This is a genomic window from Alloiococcus otitis ATCC 51267, from assembly GCF_000315445.1.
Taxonomy (GTDB): domain Bacteria; phylum Bacillota; class Bacilli; order Lactobacillales; family Carnobacteriaceae_A; genus Alloiococcus; species Alloiococcus otitis.
Genome location: NZ_JH992959.1, coordinates 180,645 through 194,571 on the forward strand (window position 1 = coordinate 180,645; position 13,927 = coordinate 194,571).

Annotated in this window: 15 protein-coding genes; all 15 read right to left on the bottom strand. The window is 43.3% G+C overall.

Features of this window, described 5'->3' with window-relative positions:
* The 15 genes from HMPREF9698_RS05650 to HMPREF9698_RS05715 are packed head-to-tail and all read right to left on the bottom strand — an operon-like array spanning position 1 to position 13,924.
* Positions 1-1,896 (bottom strand): gp58-like family protein, encoded by a 1,896-nt coding sequence (locus tag HMPREF9698_RS05650; protein WP_003778191.1) that lies wholly within the window; start codon positions 1,894-1,896, stop codon positions 1-3.
* 15 nt (positions 1,897-1,911) lie between these two features.
* Entirely contained in the window at positions 1,912-3,648 is a 1,737-nt protein-coding gene (locus tag HMPREF9698_RS05655) for a hyaluronate lyase N-terminal domain-containing protein (protein ID WP_003778193.1), read from the bottom strand.
* Positions 3,649-3,915 carry a hypothetical protein gene (locus tag HMPREF9698_RS05660; RefSeq protein ID WP_245530966.1) on the bottom strand — a complete coding sequence of 89 codons (267 nt, stop codon included), beginning with the start codon at positions 3,913-3,915 and terminating at the stop codon, positions 3,649-3,651.
* A gap of 38 nt (positions 3,916-3,953) precedes the next feature.
* Positions 3,954-5,795, bottom strand: a complete 1,842-nt coding sequence (locus HMPREF9698_RS08500) for a phage tail spike protein (RefSeq protein WP_003778197.1) — start codon at positions 5,793-5,795, stop codon at positions 3,954-3,956.
* Between the two features lie 3 nt (positions 5,796-5,798).
* Positions 5,799-6,560: a distal tail protein Dit gene (locus HMPREF9698_RS05670; RefSeq protein ID WP_003778199.1), complete on the bottom strand. Its 762-nt coding sequence runs from the start codon at positions 6,558-6,560 to the stop codon at positions 5,799-5,801.
* Between the two features lie 12 nt (positions 6,561-6,572).
* Positions 6,573-10,136, bottom strand: coding sequence for a phage tail tape measure protein (locus HMPREF9698_RS05675; RefSeq protein WP_003778201.1), 3,564 nt, complete (start codon positions 10,134-10,136; stop codon positions 6,573-6,575).
* Positions 10,137-10,139: 3 nt separating this feature from the next.
* The gene (locus tag HMPREF9698_RS05680; protein ID WP_003778202.1) at positions 10,140-10,457 is read right to left on the bottom strand and encodes a hypothetical protein; all 318 of its coding nucleotides are present in this window, start codon (positions 10,455-10,457) and stop codon (positions 10,140-10,142) included.
* A 20-nt stretch (positions 10,458-10,477) separates the two neighbouring features.
* Positions 10,478-10,861, bottom strand: a complete 384-nt coding sequence (locus HMPREF9698_RS05685) for a tail assembly chaperone (protein WP_003778205.1) — start codon at positions 10,859-10,861, stop codon at positions 10,478-10,480.
* A 16-nt stretch (positions 10,862-10,877) separates the two neighbouring features.
* Entirely contained in the window at positions 10,878-11,435 is a 558-nt protein-coding gene (locus HMPREF9698_RS05690) for a phage tail tube protein (RefSeq protein WP_003778207.1), read from the bottom strand.
* A gap of 2 nt (positions 11,436-11,437) precedes the next feature.
* A complete protein-coding gene (locus HMPREF9698_RS05695) occupies positions 11,438-11,827 on the bottom strand; it encodes a hypothetical protein (RefSeq protein ID WP_003778209.1) in 390 nt (129 codons plus the stop codon).
* Positions 11,824-12,174 carry an HK97-gp10 family putative phage morphogenesis protein gene (locus HMPREF9698_RS05700; RefSeq protein ID WP_003778211.1) on the bottom strand — a complete coding sequence of 117 codons (351 nt, stop codon included), beginning with the start codon at positions 12,172-12,174 and terminating at the stop codon, positions 11,824-11,826. Before HMPREF9698_RS05700 ends, HMPREF9698_RS05695 begins: the two co-directional genes overlap by 4 nt.
* Positions 12,171-12,524 (bottom strand): hypothetical protein, encoded by a 354-nt coding sequence (locus HMPREF9698_RS05705; RefSeq protein WP_003778213.1) that lies wholly within the window; start codon positions 12,522-12,524, stop codon positions 12,171-12,173. Before HMPREF9698_RS05705 ends, HMPREF9698_RS05700 begins: the two co-directional genes overlap by 4 nt.
* Positions 12,475-12,810, bottom strand: coding sequence for a phage head-tail connector protein (locus HMPREF9698_RS05710; protein WP_003778215.1), 336 nt, complete (start codon positions 12,808-12,810; stop codon positions 12,475-12,477). Before HMPREF9698_RS05710 ends, HMPREF9698_RS05705 begins: the two co-directional genes overlap by 50 nt.
* The gene (locus HMPREF9698_RS09290; RefSeq protein WP_083861006.1) at positions 12,810-12,911 is read right to left on the bottom strand and encodes a HeH/LEM domain-containing protein; all 102 of its coding nucleotides are present in this window, start codon (positions 12,909-12,911) and stop codon (positions 12,810-12,812) included. The genes HMPREF9698_RS05710 and HMPREF9698_RS09290 overlap by 1 nt, the downstream gene beginning before the upstream one ends.
* A 44-nt stretch (positions 12,912-12,955) precedes the next feature.
* The gene (locus HMPREF9698_RS05715) at positions 12,956-13,924 is read right to left on the bottom strand and encodes a phage major capsid protein (RefSeq protein ID WP_003778216.1); all 969 of its coding nucleotides are present in this window, start codon (positions 13,922-13,924) and stop codon (positions 12,956-12,958) included.
* Between the last annotated feature and the right edge of the window lie 3 nt (positions 13,925-13,927).

The window sequence follows — 13,927 nt, forward strand, 5'->3', positions numbered from 1 at the left end:
TTAATTGAAGCCTGGAGTCACTCTATTAAATGATCCTTGTGTATTTCGAACAAAGACATAGCCATTATCAGCAAAGAATATACCTGCTTGGTTAGCGTTATTAAGCCATAAAAATAAACCTTTATATCCGCTTACATCCCCTTCAACGAGTTCCAATCCTCTTTGTCCGTCTATAGAAGATCTAGTGCGCCATGTTTTGAATAACAAGGTGTCCCCTAAGATCTCAACTTCTCCTTGATCAGTGAGCATAAGCCCGTCATTGTTGTTAGATAAACTATTTTTAATAGTGGGTCCTCTTCTACCATCAGACAAAGTATGAGTAAATTTAAATCCCATTTCATCGCCAGAATTGGGATACAAATTATCCATTATAATACGACCTGTTTGACCATCTACCCCTAGCGCTCGGTAGAATTGGTCGCTTCCTTGTGGACTAAAAGCTAAACTAACATAAGCTGTATGTTCAGCTGCCAAAGAAACGGAATATTTCCCTTGAAAAATACCGTTATTATCGATTGATTGTAAAGTACTCATTTGGCCGTGATCGTTACCATCACGCCAAAACTCAATACCTCTTTCAGACAAAAGGTTAGACCGTGATCCGTCGTTACGGTAAATGTGAAGACCTTGCCCATTTAAGTCAATGTTCCGGTTCAAGCCTTGAATACCGAGTTGAACGAACCGTCCCTTGTCACCGGTCAAGCTATTGACATCAAGGTTGATAATTCTAACTTGATTGGCGTTAATTTCACCAGACGTCAATTTATTAGCGCTAATATTGTTGGCCAGCATTTCATTTGTGATGATGCCACCCTCAATAACCGTTTGAGCTGACACGTGGAGGTTTTCGCCGCTAATTCGAACGCCACTTGGGGAGAGGTTAATTTCTGATACAATGTCTTCCCCGTTCATCTTGCTGTTTTGCGCCGCATTTTCCACGCGATCGCCGACTGCGAGCCAAATGCTATCGCCTGAACTGCGGATGATAGAGTCCATTTCACCCCGACTAACTTTCGATTGAATTTGGCCAGCGAGGTTTCGGATTTCAGTTTTAAGGGTTCCGTTCGCGTTGTGGACATCGTAACTTAAGCCGTTAACGGTTTGGGTTAAGCGGGACACATCGCCGTTGACGTTGCTAATCCGACTATCCAAAGCATCGACGGTTTGCGTGATTTGCGATTGATTGCCTTCCACGTCTGAAATGCGGGAGTGAGCCGAGTCAGCGCGCTGTTCTATACTATTAATATCGCCTTGCGCGCTAGTGATTTGAGCGCCGTGGCTATCCAATGTTTGCCAAATGAGTGAGTTAGCCCCGGTGGCACTCTCCACGGTGGAAGCAATAAGCCCCTCTAGCTGAGTTTGTTGGCTTCTCAACTGCCCTTCGACTGTTGACTGAAGACCGTTGACCAGTTGGACGGTTTGACTAAAGTTTTCTTCGTCGGTGTCTTCGATGAGGGTGATTAAGCTATCAGATGTCTGTTGCATAGCCGAACGCAAGTTCTGTTCTGTATCTTCCAATTGGTTTTGCCAAATATCGGCCGTGGCAATCAGTCGACTAGTCAAACCTTTTTGCGTGTCCTCAATCTGTTGCTCTAAGCCAGATTGATTGATTTTAATTTGTGTTTGTAAGCCATTCTCGGTATCGTCAATTTTTAAATTCAAATCTCGCAAGTCTTTAAAGATACCGGAAATATCATTTTCAAACACTTTCGGCTCTGTGTAGGGGGTGGCTCTAAGGCCTTCTTCTAGCTGGATGTCATCCACGTGAAGGGCGCCAATGCAGTCACTGGGGATGATGACCCGATTCGTCTCTTCCGTGGCTCGAAAAGTCGCTTGGAGTCGTCCATCTGGCCCTTCTCGAACAGGAACAGATTGGTTACCAACGATAACCTCCACCTTGTGGCCTCCTTTCTAATCTTTGAGGTAGATGATAACTTCATCACCTATATTGGTTTGCTGTAGCCCTAGAGTTCCAATCTGTTGCTTAAATGCGATGTCCCGTCCATCGTTTCTAATTTCTTCAATTTCACTACCGTCAATAAATACGCCATTGATTTCAATTGAGGCAATCTGATCTTTAGGCTCTTTAACTGGGTCATTTAAATAGATTACTTTGCCTAACGGGAGCGTTTCAGATCGGATCGTTGTAGTATAGTCAGCCGTATGGGGTTCAGTTGGTGCAGGTTCTGGCGGAGGTGTTTGGCCTGAGTTACTTTCTAAAGCTTTAATTTTTTGTTCTAATTCAGCAATTTTGTTTTGTAAACCCGAAATGTCAGCAATACTGTGCGTGTGGTCTTTAAGAGCAACTAAACTCCCATCTGGATTGCCAAACCATGATCCTGCTCTGTGATAGAGAACCGCACCGCCGCTATCAACTTTGACACTGTCGACTTTGTCCGCTATTTCAACTGTCAAACCATTCACATCGCTAATGTCATGTGTGTGGTCTTTCAAAGCAACCTTGTTTTCATGGTTCCAAAAGTTCCAATCATCATCGGGTTCATCGCTTCTCCGGTAAATGACTCGCCCATCGTCTGCAACACGAACGACGTTCACTTTTTTGTCTAATTCATTTTCTAAGCCAACCACATCACTTAGGCTGTGGCTGTGTCCTTTATCAGATTTGCCGGCCAAGTCAGATTTTGTGGCGTAACTGGTTAAATCAATACCTAAATCGTCAATATCGTCCACGTTAGCCTTATTGTCTAAGCTAGTTTGTAAGCCGGTGATATCTGAAATCGGGTGCGTGTGGTCTTTGAGCGCCACTTGTTCGCTCGAATCATCGGTTTGCCAGATGTAATCTTCTGAATTATAGTACTGAATTTCGCCATCATCATTGGCTCTTGCTTTGGTTGCTTTTGTATCCACTTTCGCTTCTAATCGTGCTAGGTCACTGGCGCTAGCCCCAATGTCAATGTTGGCCAAGTCGGACTTACTAGCTTTACTATCCAACTGGTTGGGCAACCCTATCACGTCATAAAGGCTGTGATTGTGATCTTTATCAGCCTTGTCGTCAAGCTTACTATCCAGGCTAGCGAATCCTTCCACTAAAGCTGATTGTGTGGCAAAATCGTCCAAGTCTTCTTCTTTGACATATTCGGATAGGTCTATACCAGCATTGGAAATTTCAACTTTTTGTTCTTCGGTCAGGTCGTCATATTCAAAGGGTTCGCCTTTGGGGCCTCTTGGACCACGCTCACCTTTCGGCCCGCGATCCCCTTCAGGCCCTTGGAGTTGAGCCAGTTGGGCTGGTGTAAAATCTTCATACGTAAACGGTTCGCCTTTAACACGACCTAAATTCTGTTCAGTCTGGCCTTCTAGCTTCACGTGGAGGTCTTCGTCGTCAAGGCGGACCCATTGAATGGAGTCCCCTTGTTCACCCTTTTCGCCTTTGTCACCTTTCGGGCCTTTTAAGGCGGCTAGCTGTGCGGGTGTAAAGTCCTCATACTCAAACGGCTTGCCTTTCGGCCCTCGCTTCCCTTGATGGCTTTTCAGGTCTTTCCATTTCTTCTGACCATCGCCAACCTTGATAACTTGCGTGTCACTGGCAACGCCAATTTCGCCTTCCAGTAAGACAATATCACTCGCCAACCATTCTTCTTCGGTTTTGGTGACTTGCTTGACACGTCCTTTTAGCGTTTCAACCATCTAAATTTCCCCCTTCCATATAAGGTCTGGATCAGTTGAGAATTGAAAGAGTCGGTCACTATTTGGATCATCTTCTAATATTTCTCGATAAGCTAAGCTGACATCCACGCGGTTAATTTCCTCTAAGGCTTTGACGGGTAACCTTTCCGTTTGATACCAATCGCTCCTAATTTCGGTTTGGTAATAGTCTGGATAAACTTCTAGCTTATGCGGGGTCGTTGTCGTGGTGTCCGTCACTTCGGGAAATTCGTCTTGCGTTGGTATCATTTTAATGGTGACTTCTTTCAAGCTTCATCACGGCCTCCCTAATCTGGTGCGTTCAAGTTAAAGACAACAGTGTTTTTATCCATTGGCTCACAATAGGCGTCAAAACTAATGGTATACAGCTGACCGGCTTTAAAACCTGGGCCATTGTGATAAACCTCGATTGGATCGCCACGGAACTCGATTCTGCCGCTGGTGTCGCCTTCCACGCGGTTTCGGCTGTATCGAGTAATACCATCGCTTCCAATCATGTCAAGCGCCAATTCTGCGCTGTCTGACGTTTCCGCTAGTTCTTTTTCAATAATATTAATTTGGCGTTGATTGAAGCCAGCTTGGCGAATGGCCTTGTCTATTTTGTCGGTGTCAATGCCGCTTTCAGCAAGATCATCAATATCTTCCCGAATGCCTGCCAAGTAGTCTTCAAAATTGTCTAATTCTTCTTCATTCCGCTTTTGAAGTTGCGACCACTTGTATTCAAAGGCTTGAAGTTTTTGTTCTGCTTCTTTTAGCCCTTGGTTAATCGCGGCTTCATCAATCAGCAGTTCCCAAGCTTCTCCATTCCATATCAGCAGTTGAGTTTCCCCTGGTATAGAAGGGTGATCACGGTACCATAAGTCCCCGGTTCGCTTGCGTTCAGGCTCAACGTTGCCATAAGTAATGCTATTGAAGCCATCAGCTGATAGAAGGGTATAGGATAGATTAGCTTGACTTTCTTGAATGTCGGACACGTTTCGTTCGATGTTGCGAATATTGGCTTGTCGTTTTGTACTTGGAGTATAAACTACGTCCCCCAACTCAACTTGAGTTTTATTATCGTTTAATTTATCTCGCACAACTTTCCGAACACGTGTTTGATAGTGAATATCTAAGTCATGGCGGTGGATGGTAACGGTGTCCCCAATACCAGTCGCGCCAATGTTCGCCACGGTGGCTTTAAAGAGAACTTTCGGACGGGATTGCACTTTTAGTTGCTCGTAAGTGAGTTCTAATAAGCGCTCAGGGTCTTCCTCGTCGTCAAAACCGACGATCCCAATACGGGGCGCTTTACTTCCTTCGATATACGGGATGCCAAATCGATCGGTTGCGGTTGGGTCTTCTAAGTAAATTTGGCCTCTTGGTTTGTCTAGCGGGTCTCCGTTTGCGGTGGACCATTCGACACCGGCAAACGTTAGTTTACGGCCATAGCCAGCTTGCCCACCGTCATTATCTTCCCCGCTTGATGTCTGTTCACCTTTGCCGCGTCCAATCAAAGCGGTATAGATTTCATCGCGTTGGGTTTCTCGGACTACTGTTAAGGCGTTGGACCCGTACGAGTAGCGTTTTTGAGTTTTCTGCCCCATTTCTTGATAAGCCTCAACCCACTTGTCCGTGATGGATTGGCCGGATATTTCAACTTTAAACACAAACTCCACGCCGGTCAGATTTTGCACATGCTTTAAGGCTTCCTTAACACTGGTGTAGTAAAACTGTGTAGTAACGCTTGGTAAACCATCATCTACATAGCCAGCTTGCCAATCAGTGTTCTTGAGAAGGTTGCCTAGCACCTCTTTCAAACTTCTTCCACGTGGACGATAGTCCTTGATGATTTGGCCTTCTAGTTCATACACTGCCAGCTGAATCCCAACAAATTTCATTGTGTAATCTGGGGTTGTTTCACTGACGATTTGATACATATCAAAAGACTGTTCATTTCCGCGGTAAGACTTCACGGCCATGTATTGGGCGTTTGTGAGTTGTTTATTGCCTTGCACCGTAACTTCTAGGGTGTCTTTTAAAAGGCCACCATCATCCGGCAATTCTTGCGTTTGAATGGCTGAAAAGGTGGCTGTATCTGGCACAATTTTTAGCAAGTCTTGATTGTGATCAAAGAAGTAAATTGCCATACTTTATAGCCACCTTTCTCTAACTTTTAATTCAACTGATCCTTGTGGACATCGAACAGTGTTTCCTTGCGTGAGTTGAAAATTTTCAAAGTCGCTATTTAAATCGATCATATAGGTTGCTTCTTCGCCAGCTACCGTCAGTGTCATAGCCTCACGATCAAAGCGAAAAATAGCATCATTGCCACCGTTAAAAGTTCCTGTGGCGGTAATAGTATAGTTGCCATCGGTTACTTCTAATTTATTTGTTGTGTTCGCCACGGAAACTTTGATTTGTTCAGGCGGGGTTGGATAAAAAGTATCAATGGTAACTTCTCCGTCGGTGGTTTGAACTGGGCCAAACTTGTAAGGATCAGGACAATATAAAACAAATGTTCCCACTTTATCATTCGTATGATCAGGCGGGGCTTCCATTTCGCTTAGCAGACCAAGGTAGTATGTCTTCGGTTCATCGCGGAAGCTGATGACTAAACGGCCTGATAAGTGCTTTCTTAGTTTTTTAAAGCGTTGCTGGAGAGTGGCTCCATCGTCAGCTTTTAAATTGTAGGTCACCGTTATTTCTCGTGCTGGTAAGCGGCTGTTCAGCACCAGCGTACCAGTTGGAACCTCTTCAGGCTGAACCTCTTGACTGAGCGTTTCCCGTCCGCTTACTTTTAAAGTTCGATAGCCTTCAATCACTTGGTCTAAGGTTTGGCCGTTGAGGCTAAGCGCTACAGAAGATAGGCCCGCTGGTTGAGTTGAACGATCGGTTAAACTGGTGTAGTCCATGCTAGGCCTCCTTTAAAATTGTAATTCCAGGTCGGTTTGACGTCCTTGTTCTTGAGAAATATTGTCGACAAAAGCTGTGAAGTTCTGCCCACCAATCGATAAGTTCACTTGCATAGGCTGTTTGTCTAACTCAATGTTTGAAAACTCATGATTGATGTGGCTATTAACTTGAGCATTTGCATTGTCCACAGCGTTGCGTAAGCCTAGGTCAGCGTTTAATTGACGGTGGTTTATTATGCCCTGCGCACGATCTAATGCACTAGACGTTGCGGAAGCTAGTTTGTCTTCATCACGAGTAATCCCTTTGGTGATTTGTCTGATAATACCATTTTTCTCAATTCCCACTAGTGGACTTGATTTGTCTTTAGGAGGGGAGAACGGGAGCAAATCACGAGCTTTATTCAAGACACCTTTAATACCATCGACAACTAAACCAGCAGCGCCTTTAATACCATCAGCTATACTTTTAATAATATTTTTCCCAGCATCTTTAAAACTGCCGAAGAAACTTTTTACGGCGCTAAGCGCGTTTTGCATGCCGTTTGATACCGCTGATTTAACTTGGTTAAAGGTTCTCGATACAATCCCTTTGAAACTGTTGAAGATATTGCTAAAGGTATTTTTAATCTGATTGAGGATAGAGGTGATGGTAGATTTAATGCTATTCCAGACCTGTGAAGTGATGGATTTGATATTATTCCAAATCGTTGTAACAGTCGATTTAATGGAATTGAATACTTGGGTAATCGTTGATTTAATACTATTCACAATCTGGTTAATCGTTGATTTAATATTATTCCAAACTTGTGAGGTAATAGATTTAATATTATTCCAAATGTTGGTAATAACAGATTTTATAGCATTAAACACACTTGTTATAGTTGACTTGATAGCATTAACAAGTTGAGTAATGGTGCTTTTAATACTGTTCCAAACTTCAGATGTTTTGCTTTTAACGTTATTCCAGATCTCTGTAATTTTCTCTTTGATTGCGTTGAAAACGTCTGATACTTTATTTTTGATACTTTCCCATTTATCCGAAAGCCAGTTTTGAATGCTGGTCCAAATTTCAGATGTTTTGGATTTGACATTATTCCAAATTTCGACAATCTTTTCTTTCATAGCAGTGAAAACATCGCTGACTTTTGATTTTAAGCTATCCCATAAGCTAGATAAGGTATCTTTAATGTTATTCCAGACTTCTGAAGTCTTCTCTTTAACGTTAGTCCATATCTCGCTAATCTTATCTTTTATAGCAGTAAAGACTTCTGTTACTTTTGCCTTGATACTTTCCCATTTTTCGGACAACCAGTTTTTAATGTTGGTCCAAATCTCGTTGGTTTTTGTTTTAACATTAGTCCAAACTTCTACAATTTTTTCTTTAATTGCTGTAAAGATTTCCTGGACTTTAGTTTTTATGCTATTCCATTTATCAGATAGCCATTCAGTAATGTTAGTCCAAATTTCAGATGTCTTCTCTTTTACCTTGGTCCACGCTTCATTTATTTTATCCTTGATAGCTGTAAAGACCTCGATAACTTTGGTCTTCAGGCTTTCCCATTTCTCGGACAACCATTCTTTAATGCCGTTCCATATTTCAGATGTTTTTTCTTTGACAAATTCCCAAGCGCGACTAATCAAATCAGCTATTTTTTCAAAGATTTCATTAGCTTTTTCTCTAATGATTTCCCAAATCCGTTTGGCTGTTTCTTTGATGGTTTCCCAAGCCGCTTCCCAATCGCCATTGATAATGTGCATAATAGTGGTAATGATACCGAGGACAAGTGTTAAGGCAATTTCAATAATTCCTTTGATCTTGGACCAAACAACGCTAGTGATAGTCTTGAGAACTTCCCAAGCGCCTTTAACTAGCGGGACAATAACAGCTAAAGCGGCTTGGAAAATAGCGGTAATAGCTGTCCATACCGCTTCGAACACTGCTTTAATAGCGTTCCACACTGTTTCAGTTACTTGGCGAATGGTTTCCTGGTTTTCCATGTACCAATCGGAAACAGCTCCCCAAATATCGCGGATAAAACTACTAATTGCTTCAATTGCATTGCCGATAGTGTCTTTAATGGCGTTCCAAGCAGTATCAATAAAGTCTCTTACTGTTTCATTTGTATGGTAAAGATAGATCAAGACACCAATAAAAACAGCAATAGCAGCAACAGCAATGCCAACTGGACTAGTTAAGAAAGCGAATGCCGCTTTTAATAGCCCCAGTGCTTTAGTAAGCAAGCCACTCATTACGCCACCGGCTTGAAAGGCTCCGGCTAATTTCATCACTCCGCCTTTAACGATGCCAAAGCCGGCGGATAAGTGTGGAAGAACAATTAAAAGCTTCCCTAATAGCCAAAGAACTGGCCCAATAGCAGCCGCTAAACCGGCCATTTTGACAATGTTTTTTTGAGTTCCTTCGTCAAGGTCAAGAAAAGCATCTAGTGCTTCTGTTGCACTATCAATTAAACTTCTTAAAGATCCTTTGATTAAATCAAATATGGTTAGAGCAACTTCACCCAAGGATGATTTAAACTCTCTAAAAGACCCCGCTAGATTATCTTCTACTTGACGAGCAAATTCCTCCGCGAATCCAGTAGAATTTTCAAGTTCATTTTGAAATTCACCTAAAGCATCAGAACCAGCATTTACCAATGCGGTCCAACCAGTAACAGCTTGCGCTCCGAATAAAGTTGCTAAAGCAGCTGTTTTCTGTTCGTCCGACATGCCAGCTAGGCCAGTTTCTAGCTCTCCCACAATTTCTTTCATCGGTTTCATTTGACCATTTGCGTCAAAGAAGGAAAGACCTAATTCATCCATTAAAGCTTTTTGCTGAGAAGTCGGGTTTGCTAAGTTAATTAATCCACGCCGTAAGACATTTCCAGCTTGGCTTGCATCAATACCAGCATCCCCCATAATACCTGCAGCCGCAGCAACTTCTTCAAAGTTTAAACCAAGACTTGAAGCAACGGGGGCAACATACTTAAAGGTTTCGCCTAAGCCAGAAACAGTTGTATTAGAATCAGCAGCAGTTTTAGCAAGAACATCCGCCACACGGGATGCATCAGAAGCTTCTAAACCGAACCCCCGAATAGTCCGAGCAGTAATGCCAGAAGCTTCATCCAGTGAAATAGCCCCAGATGTCGCAAGGTCTAAGGTAGATCCTAAAGCATCCATAATTTCACTCGTATTAAAACCAGCACGTGCTAAGTTTTCTTGTGCGCCTGCTGCTTCAGTTGCACTATAACGGGTTGTTTGTCCCATCTGACGAGCCGAATTTTCCAAAGCTTCCATTTCAGAAGCGGAAGCATTAGTGACAGCCCCAACTGTGGACATCTGTTCTTCGAAGGAGGACCCCAAGGCTACACTGGCACCAATTGCACCAGCTACTGGCACCGTAATGCCAGTGGTCAAGGCTTTCCCAACGCTTGATACAGCATTACCAATACTGGTTAAACTGTTTGCTTCATTCTTTAGGCCTTTTATGGCATTAGAAGCACCTTTCATGGCTTGATTAAAAGAGCCAGTTTTAGCACTTAAAACAGCTTGGATATCAAAACTATTTCCAAAGGCCATTGGTTACCCCCTTCCTTTCGCGTTTAATTTCATATTCAAGTCCGCCAAGCTTTCCGTTTGTTTTGGTTCAGTTGATTCTGGCGGGTCAAAGACCTGCTCAAAGTCTTTAGAGTAATTGTAAAAATCTTCAAACTTCTTGAAAGCCGGCCGGACATTTTTGCCTTTTCCTTTGGTCGCTTGTACGGCTTGATTTTGCCACGCAAGGAAGGAAGCACGATAGCGCCATTCTTGCATCTTTAAGCTATAACTAAGCGCGTATACTTCAAACTCCTTTAGTGTTGTACGTCCAGCTTCCACAGGAGAGAGATTATGACGGGCCATGAGAATGGCCTTCAACTCTTTTATGCTCCGCTGCGGTTGTTCGCTTGATTGAGTCTTTGTTGTGCTTTTTCGGCTCGTCTCAAGGTTGAATTCTTTCCCATTTCTTCTAGAATATCATCATAAAACTGAAAGAATTCATCATCAGATAAATTATTAAAGTGCGTTTCAATCTCACGGCGGTTCAACTTTTTAGGGCCGGTAGTGGTGCCTGCTACCAAAACATCAGCTAAAGCAGATTGGCTGTATTGATTCATCTTAGCTTCTAAAATTGGGAGTCCACCAGTTCCGATCTTAAATTCTTGGCCTTCTGCTTCCATGGTCGGCGAGTGTTTACGCTCAATTTCGTCTAAGAAATCTAAGCCAAAGTATAAATCGTAATCTTTATTGTTTACGGTAACCTTCATCTTGTCCTCCTATGCTTTATTGGCCTGGAATAGTAGGGATGTCTGTTTCATCATTCTGACCATCAGAAGTATCGGTCTCATTACCGACTACAGAACGATATTCGCGATCGCTGTTGACCAGTTGTAATTGCTCTTGGGTCAAGCTTTCGACACCTTCAATTGGGTTACCATCAATAGTAAATGAATAAGACAATTCAACCTGTCCTTCTGCGTCAGCGGATAATTCAAAAGAATTTAGGTAGCCCGTTGCGTATTCTGCCCGTTGGTATTCGCCAACATTATACACAATCCAAGCTTCCATATATTCTTGGTTTCGACGGTAGCGTTTCAGTTGGTGCCAACTTTCGGTTGTTTCTTTGTCGGAAATGTAAGCAAGTGAGTTAAACTCAATAGTGCTTTCGCCATCCGAAACAGTATTGAAAATACCGTCAGTGGTAGCAGTTCCTTCCACGTCTGTTTCTTCTGATAGAGAAACTTCTGATTGGAAACGAATCCGGGTGCCATCTTCTTCGTCACGGTTTTTGTATGGTCTTAAAAAGACTAAAACATTCTTACCTGAAATTAATTGGTCCATATCTATTCTCCTTTATTTTCAATAACACGAAAACGAACCGCTAACACATGATGCAATAGCGGTTCTCCTGTTGTATTGTCTGGTATCGTTGAATGTGCATGATCAAGCGGATTTAAGGTATAAGCAAAAGCCAAGCGTGGATGTTTTAGCTTGTCAGCCAAAGCTTCTAACCAGTAATCTAGCTGGTTACGATCAGTACGCTTGCCCCAAAGATGAACAGTTTGCTCTACATCTTCCACACGATCAGTATTGAACTGATGATCACTTTCATCTTCGCCAATGTAAATGAAAGGATAATGCGCGCTAGCATCCGGCAAGTAGTCATAAACGTTGTCCGTTATGTCCTGCGCTGTGGCAAATACATAACGAAAAACAGCATTAGCAGGTGTCATGCAAACGCCCCTCTCATTACATCCATCAAGTCTTTTAGTAGAATAGGTTGCAATTCAGTCATCATGGGCCGCATGAAAGGCTGAGCAGACATAAAGCGAGTCCCGAATTCTTGGTAACCTGAGTAACCTGCTCGCGCGTGGATGATCGCTTCCTTAGGTTGGTATTCAGTCACGATATTTTCTTTCAAGAACCTCGTATCCACGGGGGCTTTTTGTTTGGCAATCGCCATGCCTTTTTCAGCGTTATTCTTTATCACTTGGTTGGCTTGCTTTGCTGCTTTCCCGCCAGCTTGATCGAGGATGTTAATGAGTTCATCGGCCCCTTTCAGATCCATTTCGATCTTCATGGCGAAACCTCCTTCAAGCGAACGGACCCTTTCACGGGTGCGTCAATGGCTTCAATCGGCTTAAAACTCCGGCCGTCGTAAAAGGCTTTGGAAAAAGGCGGTTGCTCTTGCAAAAAGCGAGCCACTAAAATACGATCTTGACGATTGCCATATTGCTCATACACGACTTCTTGCGTGACGTAATTGGCCAAGCAAGGTACGTGGCGGGTGTCGGGTTTTGGCTCATCGTATTCGCCTGTCACCGGGTTGAATTCAGCCGGTTGATCGTCACCTAAGACCAGTTCAATCATGTTTGGTGTTTTAATAAAAGACCACCCGCCCTTGTCGTTCTTGGCCGGATGGTTCTTCATTCAATTTGAAATCGCGTTCCAGGATAGGCCAAAACTCATCATACAGACCCGCTACATATTTTACGCTGTAGCCATCTACATTCTCGCTTTCCATGCCTTCGGATCCTCTGCGGTTGTAAAGTTTAGCAGCGACTTGCACTACCATGAAATTATATTTTTCATCGATCGTATTTGTCCCTGTGATGACTTTAAACGCGTTTTGAGCATCTTCTAAGACATCTTTCAGAACCTCTAAATCTGGCGAGTCATCGGAAATCCCTAAACGACGTTGGAGCTTTTGAAGCATTAATCTTCACTCCCTTGGGCCAGGTCTATTAAATTATCCTTGCGGGCGTTGGCTGGATAATCTACACCACGATCATCTAATATTTCTTTCAGTTGCGGAATAGTGTTGCCTCGGTAGTCTAACGGGGCTTCAGGGGTCCCCGGCTTTACTCCCCCGCTTCACCTTGGCTTGAGCCTAAAGATGCTTGAGGTTGAAGAACAGCAAAGTCTTTCGCACCTTCTGGAATTGCAACAGCAATTTCAAAGACAGCTCTTAGAGCTTGCAAGTCTTGTTCAAAGAGGTGAACATCGCCTAGGCTTTCATTATCAGCATTTTGAACGGTAGATAGAGTCGCTTGGTCCGCAATTTTAAGGCGTAAGCTGGCCCCATTTGGCACGCCGTATTTCAATCCATTAAAGTTACCAGTAAGAAGAGTACCTTCAGGGTAGTCTTCTCCTTTAGATAGTTGTAGAGCGTGGTAAGGCAAGCTATCCAAGACACCAATACCATTCTGACTAGTTGGGCGCTCAAAGATAAATTGACCGTTAACACTGTCAGTATCTGTAAGTGTTCTAAGTCCACGATTTAGGGTACGGTGACCAACAAAAGCGGTTGGTTCGTTTGGAGTGGTAGCACCTAAGTCAAAGATGTTTTCAGCGGTCAAGTCACCCGCCACAATATTACCGGAAGCTTGCGCTTGGGCTAAAACAGAATTACCAAATGGATTGTTGTGGAGGCCTAAGAACGCCGCCCCATCAATTTTCTTATTGAACTTATCTGCAATGACCGGCACAATTTGACTGAAATATTGGCTCCAGGTGTAATTTAGAAACTCTTCCGAAACGGGAAGGATGACCCCAATTTTCTTGGTTTCTAAAATGTAGTCGCTGCCTTCAACTTTTGCAGTTGAGATTTTTTCGCCTTCGTCGACAAAGTAAGCATCAGACAATTCTCCAATGCCACCATTACGACGGACAATTCGTTGATTGCCCATGTCCACGCGTTCGCCTAGTTGGATCAGCTTGGATGTACTAACGAGTTGATTTAAAAAGGCGTTGGTGAACGGTTGGGCGGATACTTCACGTCCTAAAGTGTCGGACAATAGAACGTTATCGGGTTGGAATGATTGGGCCATGTG

Bases quoted from the DNA above. Each gene is read 5' to 3' on its own strand.
- HMPREF9698_RS05655 (WP_003778193.1), bottom strand. From the start codon at position 3,648: ATGGTTGAAACGCTAAAAGGACGTGTCAAGCAAGTCACCAAAACCGAA.
- HMPREF9698_RS05660 (WP_245530966.1), bottom strand. From the start codon at position 3,915: ATGATACCAACGCAAGACGAATTTCCCGAAGTGACGGACACCACGACA.
- HMPREF9698_RS08500 (WP_003778197.1), bottom strand. From the start codon at position 5,795: ATGGCAATTTACTTCTTTGATCACAATCAAGACTTGCTAAAAATTGTG.
- HMPREF9698_RS05670 (WP_003778199.1), bottom strand. From the start codon at position 6,560: ATGGACTACACCAGTTTAACCGATCGTTCAACTCAACCAGCGGGCCTA.
- HMPREF9698_RS05675 (WP_003778201.1), bottom strand. From the start codon at position 10,136: ATGGCCTTTGGAAATAGTTTTGATATCCAAGCTGTTTTAAGTGCTAAA.
- HMPREF9698_RS05680 (WP_003778202.1), bottom strand. From the start codon at position 10,457: ATGGCCCGTCATAATCTCTCTCCTGTGGAAGCTGGACGTACAACACTA.
- HMPREF9698_RS05685 (WP_003778205.1), bottom strand. From the start codon at position 10,861: ATGAAGGTTACCGTAAACAATAAAGATTACGATTTATACTTTGGCTTA.
- HMPREF9698_RS05690 (WP_003778207.1), bottom strand. From the start codon at position 11,435: ATGGACCAATTAATTTCAGGTAAGAATGTTTTAGTCTTTTTAAGACCA.
- HMPREF9698_RS05695 (WP_003778209.1), bottom strand. From the start codon at position 11,827: ATGACACCTGCTAATGCTGTTTTTCGTTATGTATTTGCCACAGCGCAG.
- HMPREF9698_RS05700 (WP_003778211.1), bottom strand. From the start codon at position 12,174: ATGAAGATCGAAATGGATCTGAAAGGGGCCGATGAACTCATTAACATC.
- HMPREF9698_RS05705 (WP_003778213.1), bottom strand. From the start codon at position 12,524: ATGAAGAACCATCCGGCCAAGAACGACAAGGGCGGGTGGTCTTTTATT.
- HMPREF9698_RS05710 (WP_003778215.1), bottom strand. From the start codon at position 12,810: ATGCTTCAAAAGCTCCAACGTCGTTTAGGGATTTCCGATGACTCGCCA.
- HMPREF9698_RS05715 (WP_003778216.1), bottom strand. From the start codon at position 13,924: ATGGCCCAATCATTCCAACCCGATAACGTTCTATTGTCCGACACTTTA.